Here is a 14796-nt window from a genome sequence, read left to right as displayed (position 1 = left end):
ATGTTGTGGCCAGGGACTCTGATCGGAGCCGGAGCGGGCTTTGCCATAGCCAGCATTCCGGGGGCCATGCTCGGTGCATTGTTGGGGCAGGCGCTGGACCGACGCTTGCAACTGCAAAGCCTCGGGCAGTTGCGTGAGCGACTCGGTGGTCGGCCGATGTTGCGTAACGATGAATTGTTGTTTGTATTGCTGGGACGTCTGGCCAAGAGCGATGGCCGGGTGGTGGATGGTCATATCTATCAGGCGCGTCAGGAAATGCGTTCGCTGGACATGAGCGAATCGGCGCAGAAGCGCGCAATCGCGGCGTTCAACCGTGGCAAGTCGGGGCATGATCGCTTGCGCGGCTACCTGCGCCGTTTAAGCGCGCAGCCGCATGCCGCCGAAGGTGTCTTGCGCGCCTGTTGGCGGATGGTCTGGGCCGACGGGCGTGCCGGAAGCGCCGAGCGTGAGCTGATTTCGCAGTGGGGCAAGTGGCTGGGCTGGTCGCCGGAGCAGGTGCAGGCCCTGGCCAGTGATTACGAACCACAAAAGAAGACTCTGGTTAACAGCGCGGCGGCGTATCAGGAAGCGTTGCGGCTGCTCGGGGTGTCTGCCACCAGCGAGCCGTCGCAAATCAAGCGTGCGTATCGACGTTTGCTCAGTCGCCATCACCCGGACAAGGTTGCCGGCACGGGGGCGACACCTTCCCAGGTGCGCGAAGCGACTGACAAAACACGCGAGTTGCACAACGCCTATAAGTTGATACGCGAGCGGCGGGATTTTCGTTAACTGTCGCTGATTCTGTGGCGAGGGGGGCATGTCCTAATACCGGTAAGTTAAGCGGTTAAGCGAACCGTAGCAGCTGCCGAAGGCTGCGTTCGAGTGCGTAGCGCTCGCAAAATGGCAAACTGCGTTCTTTCAGGAACACTGCATATCGCCTAATTGCGACCGCTTCGCGGCCGAACGCAGGCTTCGCCAACTGCTACAGGGAATGTGCCAAGCCTGACATTCCTTAACTTACCGGCATGAGGCAAGCCCCTCGCCACATTGGTTTACGGGGACTTCGGTGTATCCGCCGATCAACTCCCGGTGTTCTGCGGATTCAACCAACCGCGTACACGACGGAACAACTGCTCCTGTTCGGCAGCGCTATTACCCGGCAAGGTCTTGAGTGCTAGCTGGCTGAAGGTTGAAGCCTTCAGGCGTTTGCTGGCCTGCAAACGCTCCAGGGCAGCGCTCTGCACCAGCGCCTTGTCCTTGTAGTAGATGTCGAAGGTCGCCAGCTTCAAGGTGGTGGTCAGCTCGGCCAGTCCGGGCTTTGCAGTCACGGGTGTCTGTGCGGCAACCATCACGAACTTCTCGATGCGCGATGGCTGTTTTTCACTCAGGTAGCGAGCGGCCCAATAAGCCCCTGTACCGTGACCGAGCAAGACGATGCTACGAGCATTTTGTTGTTCGGCGAACGCAATGGCTGCGTCGATCCGTGCGTAGATCCGCTCGGCGTCAGCCTTGGCTTGCTCTTCGCTGGTCTCGGTAACCGCGCGATCGGCGATATCCCCTTCACCGCCGGCCACTTGTTCGATGGGGGGCGCAGTGCTGGCGTCTTTGCTGCCGGTCTCGGTTTTGGCCGGCGCGGGTGCGACGTTCACGACTCGCGCTTGCGGGGCATTGCTTTGCAGGTCTGGCAGAGTAAGACTCAGGCTACCCCAGTCGGCATCGGGCAGTTTTTGCCGCAAGGGACTGATCGCTTGAGGCCAGTCAGCGGTTTCTCCAGCACCGGGGATGATAATCACCGCACCTTTGGGGGTGCTGGTATTGGCCGGTTTCCACAGTGCGAGAAAGCTGTCACTGCCGGCCTGCAACGACTGTTGCTCTTGCGCGGGAACCGTCCGTTCAAGAGCGGCGGCTTCTTCCTGACTACGCTCTGGCAGTGGCTGGCGTTCGAGCGGTTTTACTTCGGCGGTTTTTTCTGCGGCAGCAGATGCCGGGGTGGCAGCCTGAGCTGAAAAGGCACAAGGCAGGATCAGCGACAGGCACAATGCTGGCAGTGCCAAGCGGTAGACAGGGGGCATCGGATATTCCAGGCCAGAAGTAATCCCGGCAGCCTAATGGGTTGGTCAGTATTTGTCAGTGTGTGAGATTTCGGATGATGCGTTTTCGCTGCCTGTTGGTTATCGGCTGTTGCTGGCTTCCCTTGATGGCATGGGCGGCACCGGCGTTGCCTGCGCATAGTGCGCCGTTGAACGCCGAGCAGCGCCAGTGGCTCGCTAAGCACAACGAACTGCGTGTAGGTGTGGTGTTGCAAGCGCCTTTTGCACAGTACGACCGGCGCTTGCAGCGGTTGTCCGGGGCCAATATCGAATTGATGCAGTGGCTGGCCCGCTCGCTGAATATCGAGTTCTCGTGGCGCAATTTTCCTGATGTGGCGCAACTGGAAGAAGCGGTGCGCGACGGCGAAGTCGATCTCGCGCCGGGCATGACCCAAACCCCTGCGGGCTTGCGGTTGTGGCAATTCAGCGACCCGTACATGCGCGTCCCGCAACTGGTGGTCGGCGAGCAGAAGGGCGCCGGCGCCATCGAGCTGGAAAAGCTCGACAGCCAGTCGCGGGTCGCTGTGCGGATGCCCAGTGCGATCGCCGATTATCTACGCAGCACTTACAGCAATCTCAATTTGCAAGGCGTGCCAATGGAGCGTGAGGCCCTGCAACTGCTGCTGAGCCGGCAGGCGCGCTACGCAGTTGTCGATGAAGCCCAACTCAGTCGCTTGTCGACCGAGCCCGAATTCGCCGGGCTGGCAGTGGTGGGGGATATAGGCCTGCCACAGTTGCTACGGGTGGCGACCCGCCGCGACTGGCCGGAGTTGGCCAGCATCGTCGAAACTGCCTTGCATGCGATTCCCGCCAAGGATCTTGAGCAGTTGCACGCGAGTTGGCTGCAACCCAAATACCCGCGCCTGGCCGAGTCGCCGGGGTTCTGGCAAAACCTTTGCCTGTTGTTGGCCGTGTTGTTCCTCAGCAGCATGGCCATCGTGCTGTGGCAGCGCCGTCAGCAACATACCCTCGAGCAACGTTTACTGGCGGCCCGCGAAGACATTGCTCTGCGCGAGGCCAGCGAAGAAGCGCTGCGCCTGACGCAGTTTTCGATTGATCAAAGCACGGTCGGGATTCTCTGGGTCAATTGGGACAGTCATGTGCGTTACGCCAACCGTGCGGCGGAGGCGATGCTCGGTTATGCGCCGGGTGGCGTCATTGATCGGCCACTGATCGACTTCGAGCCCGGGTTGCACATGGACCGTTGGTTGAGCCTGTGGAGGAGTGCCCGGGCCAGCGAAGATGCGCCACAAAGTTTCGAAACCAACTGCGTGCGCGCCGATGGCAGTATTCTCCCGGCCGACGTGTCGTTGAGTTTCCTGCGGTTTCGCGACAGCGAATACCTGGTGGTTTACCTCAATGACGTCACCGAACGCCGCCGGGCGCTGGCTGCCTTGCAGGAAAGCGAAGCACGGTTGCAGGGGATTGCCGCCAACGTGCCGGGTCTGGTCTTTCGTCTGGAGCGGGCGCCGGTGACCGGGCAAATCGACTTTGCCTACATCAGCGAAGGCAGCGAGAGTCTGGTGGGGTATTCACCGGTAACCTTGAGCCATCGCGACATGGGCCTGCGCAGCCTGGTGCACCCGGATGACAAGGCGAGTTATCACCAGACCCAGGATCACGCACTGGACACTGACAGTGACTGGTCGTGGCAAGGCCGGATTCTCACTCGCCAGGGCGAGCAGCGCTGGGCCGAGATCAAGGCCATCACGCGCCGGCTCGACGATGGTGCATTCGTCTGGGACGGGATTGTCTGGGACATCAGCGAGAGCAAGCGTATCGAGCTGGAGCTGGCCAGCTCCCGTGAGCAATTGCGTGAGCTGTCTGCGCACCTGGAAAGCGTGCGGGAAGAGGAAAAGGCCCGGATTGCGCGGGAAGTCCACGATGAGTTGGGGCAGATGCTGACGGTGCTGAAGCTGGAAACCTCAATGTGCGAACTGGCCTACGCCGATCTCGACCCAGGTTTGAGTGACCGTCTCAACAGCATGAAACGCCTGATTGCCCAACTGTTCCAGCTGGTGCGGGACGTGGCCACGGCCTTGCGTCCGCCGATTCTCGACGCCGGGATCGCGTCTGCCATCGAGTGGCAGGCCCGGCGTTTCGAAGCGCGCACGCAGATCCCGTGTCTGGTGCAAGTTCCGGATAACCTGCCGGCCCTGAGCGACGCCAAGGCCATCGGCCTGTTCCGGATTCTTCAGGAGGCGCTGACCAATGTCATGCGCCATGCGCAGGCGCATACTGTTGAACTGACACTGGCGCTGGAAGGCGACGAGTTGTGCCTGACGGTCAGCGATGACGGCGTAGGTTTTGTCGCCCCCGAGGGCAAGCCGACTTCCTTTGGGGTGGTCGGCATGCGCGAGCGGGTGCTGATCATGGGCGGTCAGTTGTCGCTGGAGAGTGAGCCGGGCGAGGGCACCACCCTGTGCGTGTGTGTGCCGCTGGATGAGGCCTGATGGTTTTGTGTTGTTTGCACTGACGCTTTCGTCGGAACGCCGCCCGGAGCAAGCTCGCTCCCACATTTGATCTGCGTTGTCCCTATGTACGCGGACCCGTGTGGGAGCGAGCCTGCTCGCGATTGATCTTGGCTCTGAATAAGAAGAATGGAGAAGAACGTGATCCGTGTACTGGTAGCCGAAGACCACACCATCGTCCGTGAAGGCATCAAACAGTTGATCGGCCTGGCCAAGGATTTGCTGGTGGTGGGGGAGGCGAGCAATGGCGAGCAACTGCTCGAGACCTTGCGCCACGTTCCCTGCGAGGTGGTGTTGCTGGATATCTCCATGCCCGGGGTCAACGGGCTTGAGGCCATTCCACGCATACGCGCACTGAACAATCCGCCGGCGATCCTGGTGCTGTCGATGCATGACGAGGCGCAAATGGCGGCTCGTGCGCTGAAGGTTGGCGCTGCCGGTTATGCCACCAAGGACAGCGATCCGGCGCTGCTGCTGACGGCGATTCGCAAAGTCGCAGCGGGTGGGCGTTACATCGATCCGGAACTGGCGGACCGAATGGTCTTCGAGGTCGGCCTGACGGATTCGCGGCCGCTGCATTCATTGCTCTCAGAGCGCGAGTTCTCCGTGTTCGAGCGCCTGGCCCAAGGCGCCAATGTCAACGACATCGCCCAGCAACTGGCGTTGAGCAGCAAAACCATCAGCACTCACAAGGCGCGGCTGATGCAGAAGCTCAACATCACCTCACTGGCTGAGCTGGTGAAGTACGCGATGGAGCACAAGCTCCTCTGATACATCCAGTCCCATGGGCTCACTGCAGTCCAATGTGGGAGCGAGCTTGCTCGCGATAGCGGACGGTCAGTCAACATCAATAGTGAATGTCAGACCGTCATCGTCGGAGCGCCGCCCGGAGCAAGCTCGCTCCCGCCGGGGATCTCCATTAGGCATCCAGTCGTGGTCATGTCCATTTGCGACATGACGGAAAGCCCGGCCCCACGGGCTTCTGTGGCTTGCAGCCTGATGCTGGCCACTATTGCTTATCGACATACCCAATCCCGCCATCCTTGTAGGGGAATCCCTACAGCCAACCTTCCATCCGGCTGAGGCGATTCTCTCCTGCGTCCCGATTTGCGCGGTCTCCAGGCTCCACTAGGCTTAGTCCTCAGCAGTCCTACATATAAAGAATACAAAGGTGCAGGTATGAGCGAGGTCGATTCAAGCGCTGGAACGAATGATGTTCTGGTCAGCTTTCGTGGAGTGCAAAAGAGCTACGACGGCGAGAACCTGATCGTCAAAGACCTCAACCTGGAGATTCGCAAAGGCGAATTCCTCACCTTGCTCGGGCCGTCCGGCTCCGGCAAGACCACCAGTCTGATGATGCTCGCCGGTTTCGAAACGCCGACCGCCGGCGAAATCCTGCTGGCCGGACGTTCGATCAACAACGTGCCGCCGCACAAGCGCGACATTGGCATGGTGTTCCAGAACTATGCGTTGTTCCCGCACATGACGGTGGCCGAGAACCTCGCGTTCCCACTGACTGTCCGTGGTCTGAACAAAAGCGACGTCAGTGACCGGGTCAAGCGCGTGCTGAGCATGGTTCAGCTCGAAGCGTTCGCCCAGCGTTATCCGGCGCAGCTTTCCGGTGGTCAGCAACAGCGTGTGGCATTGGCCCGGGCGCTGGTGTTCGAACCACAACTGGTGCTGATGGACGAACCGCTGGGGGCACTGGATAAACAGCTGCGTGAACACATGCAGATGGAGATCAAGCACCTGCACCAGCGCCTCGGGGTGACTGTGGTCTACGTGACCCACGACCAGGGTGAAGCCCTGACCATGTCCGATCGCGTGGCGGTCTTCCATCAAGGTGAAATACAGCAGATTGCGCCACCGCGCGAACTCTATGAAAAGCCGAAAAATACCTTCGTTGCCAACTTCATTGGCGAGAACAACCGTCTCAACGGCCGTTTGCACAGCCACACCGGTGACCGCTGCGTGGTTGAGCTGGGGCGTGGTGAAAAGGTCGAAGCGCTGGCAGTGAATGTCGGCAAGACCGGCGAGCCAGTGACGCTGTCCATTCGTCCGGAGCGCGTGAGCCTCAATGGTTCCAGCGAATCGTGTGTTAACCGCTTCTCGGGACGGGTGGCGGAATTCATCTATCTGGGCGACCACGTCCGTGTTCGCCTGGAAGTCTGCGGCAAGACCGACTTCTTCGTGAAACAGCCGATCGCCGAGCTCGATCCGGCGCTGGCAGTCGGAGACGTGGTACCGCTTGGCTGGCAGGTCGAACACGTTCGCGCGCTCGACCCACTTCTAGAGGCGAACTGATCGCCCCGGCTTCACCAACACCAACCCGCACGTGGAGAGAATAATAAATGTTGAGATCCCTGAAATTCACAGCCCTCGCACTGGGCATGATGGGCGCAGCGCACGCAATGGCCGGCCCTGACCTGACCGTGGTGTCGTTTGGTGGCGCGAACAAGGCGGCGCAGGTCAAGGCCTTCTACGCACCGTGGGAAGCTGCGGGCAACGGCAAGATTGTCGCCGGTGAATACAACGGTGAGATGGCCAAGGTCAAAGCCATGGTCGACACCAAGAGCGTGTCCTGGGATCTGGTAGAGGTTGAATCGCCAGAACTGTCCCGTGGTTGCGACGAAGACATGTTCGAGCCGCTTGATCCGGCGCTGTTCGGCAAGTCCGAAGACTACGTGAAAGGCGCCATCCAGCCATGCGGCGTGGGCTTCTTCGTGTGGTCGACCGTATTGGCCTACAACGCCGACAAACTGGCAAGTGCACCGACCAGTTGGGTGGATTTCTGGGACACCAAGAAATTCCCGGGCAAGCGTGGCCTGCGTAAAGGCGCCAAGTACACCCTGGAATTCGCCTTGATGGCCGACGGCGTTGCGCCGAAAGACGTCTACAAAGTGCTGGCCAGCAAGGACGGTCAGGACCGCGCGTTCAAGAAGCTCGATGAGCTCAAGCCAAGCATTCAATGGTGGGAAGCCGGCGCTCAGCCGCCGCAGTACCTGGCTTCCGGCGACGTCGTCATGAGCTCGGCCTACAACGGCCGGATCGCTGCCGTACAGAAAGAAAGCAACCTGAAAGTGGTATGGAACGGCGGCATCTATGACTTCGATGCCTGGGCGATTCCAAAAGGCCTGGATAAAACCCGCGCTGCCGCCGCGAAGAAATTCATCGCGTACTCGGTCATGCCGCAACAGCAGAAAACCTACTCGGAAAACATCGCCTACGGCCCGGCCAATACCCAAGCCGTACCGCTGTTGTCCAAAGAGATTCTGAAAGACATGCCGACCACCCCGGAAAACATCGCCAACCAGGTGCAGATCGACGTCAGCTTCTGGGCTGACAACGGCGAGCAACTGGAGCAGCGCTTCAACTCGTGGGCTGCGAAGTAACCACAACCCTTTGCTGGTGGGCTCGCCCACCAAATGTGGGAGCGAGCTTGCTCGCGATTGCGATGTGTCAGTCAGCGTCAATGTTGAATCTGAAGGCGCCATCGCGAGCAAGCTCGCTCCCACAGTGGATGTGTGTATTAAACGATCGAGGTGGCTCGCCGCCTCTGTAACGATCAAAGAATTTCGGAGTTCGCCATGGCCATCGCCGTTCCCCTGAACGAGGGCACCCATCGCACCTTGAAGCAGCGCCTTGCGCATGCCGAGCGGGTCAACCGCTGGAAGGCCCAGGCCTTGATCGCGCCGTTGGTGCTGTTTCTGTTGTTGGTGTTTCTGGTGCCGATCGTGGCGCTGCTCTACAAAAGTGTCGGTAACCCGGAAGTGGTCGGCGGGATGCCGCGCACCGTAGCTGCCATTGCGAGCTGGGATGGCCGAGGCTTGCCGGCGGATCCGGTCTTCAAGGCTGCCAGCGAAGACCTCCTTGAGGCCCGCAAGAATCAAAGCCTGGGCGATCTGTCCAAGCGACTGAATATGGAACTGGCCGGCTATCGCAGCCTGCTGACCAAAACCGCGCGAGCGCTGCCGTTCAAAACTGAACCGGCCTCCTATAAAGACGCACTTGAAGCGCTGGATGAACGTTGGGGCGACCCGGCCTACTGGCAAGCGGTACGCCGCAACACCAGCAGCATCACGCCGTATTACCTGTTGGCGGCGGTCGACCACCGGATCGACGACCTCGGCGAAATTGCCCCGGCGACTCCCGATCAGGCGATCTACCTCGAGATCTTTGCCCGGACTTTCTGGATGGGCCTGATCATCACCGCGATCTGCCTGGTGCTGGCCTATCCGTTGGCGTATCTGCTGGCCAACCTGCCGTCACGTCAAAGCAACCTGTTGATGATTCTGGTGCTGTTGCCGTTCTGGACCTCGATTCTGGTACGGGTGGCGGCGTGGATTGTCTTGCTGCAATCGGGCGGGCTGATCAACAGCGCGTTGATGGCCATGGGCATCATTGACAAACCGCTGGCACTGGTGTTCAACCGCACCGGGGTTTACATCTCGATGGTGCACATCCTGCTGCCGTTCATGATTCTGCCGATCTACAGCGTGATGAAAGGTATCTCGCCGACCTACATGCGTGCGGCCATCTCGCTGGGCTGTCATCCGTTCGCCAGCTTCTGGCGGGTGTATTTCCCGCAGACCTATGCCGGTGTCGGCGCCGGTTGCCTGTTGGTGTTCATCCTGGCGATTGGTTACTACATCACCCCGGCGCTGCTCGGCAGCCCGAACGATCAGATGGTCAGTTACTTCGTCGCCTTCTACACCAACACCAGCATCAACTGGGGCATGGCAACCGCACTCGGTGGGTTGCTGCTGTTGGCGACGGTCGTGCTCTATCTGATTTACAGCTGGCTGGTGGGCGCGAGCCGCCTGCGTTTGAGCTAAGGGGAGAATCGAAATGCTGAGTCCTTATATGTCGCCCATCGAGCGGGTGTGGTTCTACAGCTTGCGCATTCTCTGCGGGCTGATCTTGTTGTTCCTGATTCTGCCGGTGCTGGTGATCATCCCGCTGTCGTTCAACTCGGGGAGTTTTCTGGTCTACCCACTGCAAGGGTTCTCGTTGCACTGGTACCAGGACTTCTTCGCCTCGGCCGAATGGATGCGTTCGCTGAAGAACAGCATGATCGTCGCCCCGGCGGCGACGGTGCTGGCGATGGTCTTCGGCACGCTGGCGGCGATTGGCCTGACCCGTGGCGACTTTCCCGGGAAGGCGCTGGTGATGGCGCTGGTGATCTCGCCGATGGTGGTGCCGGTGGTGATCATCGGGGTGGCCAGTTACCTGGCTTTCGCTCCGCTGGGGTTTGGCAACAGCTTTGTCTCGCTGATCGTCGTGCATGCGGTGCTGGGCGTACCGTTCGTGATCATTACCGTGTCGGCGACGTTGCAAGGTTTTAACCAGAACCTGGTGCGTGCGGCCGCCAGCCTGGGGGCTTCGCCACTGACGGCGTTCCGCCGCGTGACCTTGCCGTTGATCGCACCGGGGGTGATTTCCGGGGCGCTATTCGCCTTCGCGACGTCGTTCGATGAGGTGGTGGTCACGTTGTTCCTTGCCGGCCCTCAACAGGCGACATTGCCACGGCAGATGTTCAGCGGTATCCGCGAAAACCTCAGCCCGACCATCGCCGCCGCCGCAACGCTGCTGATCGCCTTCTCGGTGTTCCTGCTGCTGACCCTGGAATGGCTGCGTGGCCGTAGCGAGAAACTGCGTACCGCACAGGTGTAACAGCACACGCGGTCAAAATGTGGGAGCGAGCTTGCTCGCGATAGCGGACTGCCAGTCGACATCAATGGTGAATGTCAGTCCCTCATCGCGAGCAAGCTCGCTCCCACATTGGATCTTTTGTCATTCGCCAGCTGAATAACAGACAAACCCCAATCCCCAGCTACTATTGTGCCCAGCTCCCCTATTTATAAGAGGCTGCGCACATGAGTATTTCCTCTTTCAAAATCGCTCACAAATTGCTCACCGGTGCAGGCGCTATCGAGCAGTTGGCCGATGAGCTGACCCGTCTGGATGTCGACAACCCACTGATCGTCACCGATGCCGCGCTGATCAAGTCCGGCACGGTGGAGCTGGCGCTGGCGCAACTGGGGGGACGGACGTACGAGATTTTCGATCGGGTGTTGCCCGACCCGGAAATCGCCATCGTTGAAGACTGCATGCGTGTCTACCGCGACGGCGGGCATGACGGCCTGATTGGTCTTGGTGGCGGCAGCGCCATCGACATCGCCAAAAGTGTTGCAGCCTATGCCGGTTACCACGGGGCGCTCGAAGACTTGTTCGGTATCGATCAGGTACCGCGCAAAGGCCCGCCGCTGATTGCAATTCCGACCACCGCCGGCACCGGTTCGGAAGTCACCAACGTGGCAATTCTTTCCGACAAGGTCGCGCAGCTGAAAAAAGGCATCATCAGCGATTATCTGCTGCCGGATGTGGCGCTGGTCAGTCCGCAAATGACCCTGACGTGCCCGCGCAGCGTGACGGCCTCCAGTGGCGTCGATGCGCTGGTGCACGCTGTCGAATCCTACCTGTCGCTCAACGCCTCGCCGATCACCGACGCACTGGCCATCGGCGCCATCAAGCTGATCATCAAGGCATTGCCCAAGGCCTACACCAATCCTTCGAACCTGCAGGCCCGTGAAGACATGGCCACCGCCAGCCTGATGGCCGGCATGGCGTTCGGTAACGCCGGGGTCGGCGCGGTGCATGCCTTGGCGTATCCGCTGGGCGGACGTTTCAACGTGACGCACGGTGTCAGCAACGCCTTGCTGCTTCCGTATGTCATGGCCTGGAACAAAATGGCGTGCATCGAACGCATGCAGGATATCGCCGAGGCGCTTGGCGTGAGAACGGCGCAGTTGAGCGCTGAAGAGGCGGCGGATAAAGCGGTCGAGGCCATGGCGCGACTCTGTGCCGCAGTGGAAATCCCTCAAGGCCTGCACAGCCTTGGCATACCGGAGGATGCAATCCCGGCGATGGCTGTGGAGGCCGCGGGAATAGAGCGATTGATGCGCAACAACCCGCGTAAATTGAGCACCGCCGATATTGAGAAGATCTATCGAGCGGCCTACTAGGGCCAGACCCAATCATCGCGGTCACGGTGCGCGCGTCAAAGCATGAGGTATACAATGCGCGCCATTGTGATTCTGCTCAAAAAAGGTGCGTCATGCAGCCCTTCGCTATTGCTCCGTCGATTCTCTCCGCTGATTTCGCCCGTCTGGGCGAGGAAGTAGACAACGTTCTGGCCGCTGGCGCCGACATCGTTCACTTCGATGTCATGGACAACCACTACGTGCCAAACCTGACCATCGGGCCGATGGTTTGCTCGGCATTGCGCAAATACGGCATCACCGCGCCGATCGACGCGCACCTGATGGTCAGCCCGGTAGACCGCATCATTGGCGACTTCATCGACGCCGGCGCGACCTACATCACCTTCCACCCGGAAGCCACCCTGCATGTCGACCGCTCCCTGCAAATGATCCGCGAAGGCGGTTGCAAGGCGGGCCTGGTGTTCAACCCGGCGACCCCGCTGGACGTGCTCAAGTACGTGATGGACAAGGTCGACATGATCCTGCTGATGAGCGTCAACCCGGGCTTCGGCGGGCAGAAGTTCATTCCTGGCACCCTCGACAAGCTGCGTGAAGCGCGCGCGCTGATAGATGCGTCGGGCCGTGACATTCGTCTGGAAATCGACGGTGGCGTGAACGTGAACAACATCCGCGAAATCGCCGCCGCTGGCGCTGACACCTTCGTCGCCGGTTCGGCCATCTTCAACGCGCCGAACTACCAGGAAGTGATTGAAAAGATGCGCTCCGAACTGGCGCTGGCTCGCCCATGAGTGGTTTTGAGCAGTTGTTCCCGGGGCATCTGCCGCGGCTGGTGATGTTCGATCTGGATGGCACGTTGATCGATTCGGTGCCGGACCTCGCAGTGGCTGTGGATAACATGCTGCTCAAACTCGGGCGTGCCCCGGCCGGTCTCGACGCGGTGCGCGAATGGGTGGGCAACGGTGCGCCGGTGCTGGTCCGTCGTGCACTGGCGGGCAGTATCGATCACGCGAGTGTCGATGATGTCGAGGCCGAGCACGCACTGGAGATCTTCATGGAAGCCTACGCGGACGGCCATGAGCTGACGGTGGTCTACCCTGGCGTACGCGATACCCTGAAGTGGTTGCACAAGCAGGGCGTCGAAATGGCGCTGATCACCAACAAGCCGGAGCGCTTCGTCGCACCGTTGCTGGATCAGATGAAAATCGGCCGCTACTTCCGCTGGATCATCGGCGGCGACACCCTGCCGCAGAAGAAACCTGATCCGGCAGCGCTGTTTTTCGTGATGAAGATGGCCAACATACCGGCCTCGCAATCGTTGTTCATCGGTGACTCGCGCACTGACGTGCTGGCGGCCAAGGCGGCCGGCGTAAAGTGCGTAGCGCTGAGTTATGGCTATAACCATGGCCGGCCGATTGCCGAAGAGTCGCCGACGTTGGTGATCGACGATCTGCGCAAGCTAATTCCCGGTTGCCTGGATCCGGCCGCTGAGATAACGTTGCCCGACGCTGTTCAATCCCCTCCTGGAAACTCCATCGTGGTGGTCACTCGCAAACTCTGGATGAAAGTCATCAAGGCCCTGGCCCGCTGGCGTTGGCGCGCCTGACTCGATCCTGGCCGGCTATCCGGCGCGTTTGCACACCTGACTGTTAGACCCTCACGCCACGAGGCACCTCATGATCCGCGAAGAATTCCTGCGTTTGGCCGCTGCCGGCTACAACCGCATCCCGCTTGCCTGCGAAACCCTTGCCGACTTCGACACGCCGTTGTCGATCTACCTGAAACTGGCCGACGAGCCCAACTCCTATTTGCTGGAGTCGGTGCAGGGCGGCGAGAAATGGGGCCGTTACTCGATCATCGGACTGCCGTGCCGCACGGTGCTGCGGGTGCATGATCACCACGTCAGCGTGACCGTCGATGGCGCCGAGGTAGAAAGCCACGAGGTTGAAGATCCGTTGGCCTTCGTCGAAGCCTTCAAGGCGCGCTACAACGTGCCGACCATTGCCGGACTGCCTCGCTTCAACGGTGGGCTGGTGGGCTACTTCGGTTATGACTGCGTGCGTTATGTGGAGAAGCGTCTGGGCAAGTGCCCGAACCCGGATCCGCTGGGCGTGCCGGACATTTTGCTGATGGTCTCCGATGCGGTGGTGGTGTTCGACAACCTGGCCGGCAAGATGCACGCCATCGTGCTGGCCGACCCGTCGCAGGACAACGCCTTCGAGCAAGGTCAGGCGCGTCTGGAAGAGTTGCTGGAAAAACTCCGTCAGCCGATCACCCCACGCCGCGGCCTGGACTTCAGCAAGCAGCAAGCGGCTGATCCGGTGTTCCGTTCCAGTTTTACCCAGGACGATTACGAGCGGGCGGTGGACACCATCAAGGAATACATCCTTGCCGGTGACTGCATGCAGGTGGTGCCGTCGCAACGGATGTCCATCGACTTCAAGGCCGCACCGATCGATCTGTACCGGGCGTTGCGCTGCTTCAACCCGACGCCTTATATGTACTTCTTCAACTTTGGCGACTTCCATGTCGTTGGCAGCTCGCCGGAAGTGCTGGTGCGGGTCGAAGACAACCTGATCACCGTGCGCCCGATCGCCGGCACCCGTCCACGCGGTGCCAACGAGGAAGCCGACCGGGCGCTTGAAGAAGACTTGCTGTCGGACGACAAGGAAATCGCCGAGCACCTGATGCTGATCGACCTTGGCCGCAATGACACCGGTCGCGTGTCGGAAATCGGTTCGGTAAAACTCACCGAGAAAATGGTCATCGAGCGTTATTCCAACGTGATGCACATCGTCTCCAACGTCACCGGCCAGCTGAAAGCCGGCCTGACCGCGATGGACGCACTGCGGGCGATTCTGCCGGCGGGTACGTTGTCGGGCGCGCCGAAGATTCGTGCCATGGAAATCATCGACGAGCTGGAACCGGTCAAGCGTGGCGTCTACGGTGGTGCGGTCGGTTACTTCGCCTGGAACGGCAACATGGATACTGCGATTGCCATTCGCACCGCAGTGATCAAGAACGGCGAACTGCATGTGCAGGCCGGTGGCGGTATCGTGGCTGATTCGGTGCCTGCGCTCGAATGGGAAGAAACCCTGAACAAGCGCCGCGCGATGTTCCGCGCCGTGGCCCTGGCCGAGCAAACCCCGGACGCCTGAGGTCACGCAAAACCTGTGGGAGCGAGCTTGCTCGCGAAGGGGGCATCACAGGCAGCATTGATGTTGCCTGACCCACCGCTTTCGTCGGAACGCCGCC

12 protein-coding genes are annotated in these 14796 nt (G+C 60.4%); 11 read left to right on the top strand and 1 reads right to left on the bottom strand.

Annotation, left to right across the window (positions count from 1 at the left end):
- Positions 1 to 768 carry a TerB family tellurite resistance protein gene (locus tag AC1DIG_RS10925; RefSeq protein WP_477767320.1) on the top strand — a complete coding sequence of 256 codons (768 nt, stop codon included), beginning with the start codon at positions 1 to 3 and terminating at the stop codon, positions 766 to 768.
- A 290-nt stretch (positions 769 to 1058) separates the two neighbouring features.
- On the opposite strand, the gene AC1DIG_RS10920 is transcribed toward AC1DIG_RS10925, so the two are convergent.
- The gene (locus tag AC1DIG_RS10920; protein WP_477767319.1) at positions 1059 to 2051 is read right to left on the bottom strand and encodes an alpha/beta hydrolase family protein; all 993 of its coding nucleotides are present in this window, start codon (positions 2049 to 2051) and stop codon (positions 1059 to 1061) included.
- A 74-nt stretch (positions 2052 to 2125) separates the two neighbouring features.
- Here AC1DIG_RS10920 and AC1DIG_RS10915 point away from each other — a divergent pair, with 74 nt between their 5' ends.
- From AC1DIG_RS10915 to trpE, 10 genes are all read left to right on the top strand, one after another.
- Positions 2126 to 4522, top strand: coding sequence for a PAS domain-containing sensor histidine kinase (locus AC1DIG_RS10915; protein ID WP_477767318.1), 2397 nt, complete (start codon positions 2126 to 2128; stop codon positions 4520 to 4522).
- Positions 4523 to 4681: 159 nt separating this feature from the next.
- On the top strand, positions 4682 to 5311 hold the full coding sequence (locus tag AC1DIG_RS10910) for a response regulator (RefSeq protein ID WP_084318557.1): 630 nt from the start codon (positions 4682 to 4684) through the stop codon (positions 5309 to 5311).
- 408 nt (positions 5312 to 5719) lie between these two features.
- On the top strand, positions 5720 to 6844 hold the full coding sequence (locus AC1DIG_RS10905) for an ABC transporter ATP-binding protein (RefSeq protein ID WP_477767317.1): 1125 nt from the start codon (positions 5720 to 5722) through the stop codon (positions 6842 to 6844).
- Between the two features lie 47 nt (positions 6845 to 6891).
- On the top strand, positions 6892 to 7932 hold the full coding sequence (locus tag AC1DIG_RS10900) for an ABC transporter substrate-binding protein (protein ID WP_477767316.1): 1041 nt from the start codon (positions 6892 to 6894) through the stop codon (positions 7930 to 7932).
- A 195-nt stretch (positions 7933 to 8127) separates the two neighbouring features.
- Positions 8128 to 9375, top strand: a complete 1248-nt coding sequence (locus tag AC1DIG_RS10895) for an ABC transporter permease (protein WP_477767315.1) — start codon at positions 8128 to 8130, stop codon at positions 9373 to 9375.
- Between the two features lie 13 nt (positions 9376 to 9388).
- On the top strand, positions 9389 to 10213 hold the full coding sequence (locus tag AC1DIG_RS10890; RefSeq protein ID WP_477767314.1) for an ABC transporter permease: 825 nt from the start codon (positions 9389 to 9391) through the stop codon (positions 10211 to 10213).
- Between the two features lie 203 nt (positions 10214 to 10416).
- A complete protein-coding gene (locus AC1DIG_RS10885; protein ID WP_477767313.1) occupies positions 10417 to 11565 on the top strand; it encodes an iron-containing alcohol dehydrogenase in 1149 nt (382 codons plus the stop codon).
- Between the two features lie 92 nt (positions 11566 to 11657).
- Positions 11658 to 12332 (top strand): ribulose-phosphate 3-epimerase, encoded by a 675-nt coding sequence (gene rpe, locus AC1DIG_RS10880; protein WP_019693907.1) that lies wholly within the window; start codon positions 11658 to 11660, stop codon positions 12330 to 12332.
- A complete protein-coding gene (locus AC1DIG_RS10875; RefSeq protein WP_477767312.1) occupies positions 12329 to 13147 on the top strand; it encodes a phosphoglycolate phosphatase in 819 nt (272 codons plus the stop codon). Before rpe ends, AC1DIG_RS10875 begins: the two co-directional genes overlap by 4 nt.
- A gap of 70 nt (positions 13148 to 13217) precedes the next feature.
- Positions 13218 to 14699: an anthranilate synthase component I gene (trpE, locus tag AC1DIG_RS10870; protein ID WP_477767311.1), complete on the top strand. Its 1482-nt coding sequence runs from the start codon at positions 13218 to 13220 to the stop codon at positions 14697 to 14699.
- Positions 14700 to 14796: the final 97 nt, after the last annotated feature.

The sequence above is a fragment of the Pseudomonas sp. 05N431 genome (genome assembly GCF_056397005.1).
Note: the sequence above shows the minus strand (reverse complement) of the source record. Positions and strands in the feature narration are given on the sequence as shown.

Excerpts from the sequence above, each read along its gene's own strand:
- AC1DIG_RS10925 (WP_477767320.1), top strand. The coding sequence starts at position 1 with ATGTTGTGGCCAGGGACTCTGATCGGAGCCGGAGCGGGCTTTGCCATA.
- AC1DIG_RS10920 (WP_477767319.1), bottom strand. The coding sequence starts at position 2,051 with ATGCCCCCTGTCTACCGCTTGGCACTGCCAGCATTGTGCCTGTCGCTG.
- AC1DIG_RS10915 (WP_477767318.1), top strand. The coding sequence starts at position 2,126 with ATGATGCGTTTTCGCTGCCTGTTGGTTATCGGCTGTTGCTGGCTTCCC.
- AC1DIG_RS10905 (WP_477767317.1), top strand. The coding sequence starts at position 5,720 with ATGAGCGAGGTCGATTCAAGCGCTGGAACGAATGATGTTCTGGTCAGC.
- AC1DIG_RS10900 (WP_477767316.1), top strand. The coding sequence starts at position 6,892 with ATGTTGAGATCCCTGAAATTCACAGCCCTCGCACTGGGCATGATGGGC.
- AC1DIG_RS10895 (WP_477767315.1), top strand. The coding sequence starts at position 8,128 with ATGGCCATCGCCGTTCCCCTGAACGAGGGCACCCATCGCACCTTGAAG.
- AC1DIG_RS10890 (WP_477767314.1), top strand. The coding sequence starts at position 9,389 with ATGCTGAGTCCTTATATGTCGCCCATCGAGCGGGTGTGGTTCTACAGC.
- AC1DIG_RS10885 (WP_477767313.1), top strand. The coding sequence starts at position 10,417 with ATGAGTATTTCCTCTTTCAAAATCGCTCACAAATTGCTCACCGGTGCA.
- rpe (WP_019693907.1), top strand. The coding sequence starts at position 11,658 with ATGCAGCCCTTCGCTATTGCTCCGTCGATTCTCTCCGCTGATTTCGCC.
- AC1DIG_RS10875 (WP_477767312.1), top strand. The coding sequence starts at position 12,329 with ATGAGTGGTTTTGAGCAGTTGTTCCCGGGGCATCTGCCGCGGCTGGTG.
- trpE (WP_477767311.1), top strand. The coding sequence starts at position 13,218 with ATGATCCGCGAAGAATTCCTGCGTTTGGCCGCTGCCGGCTACAACCGC.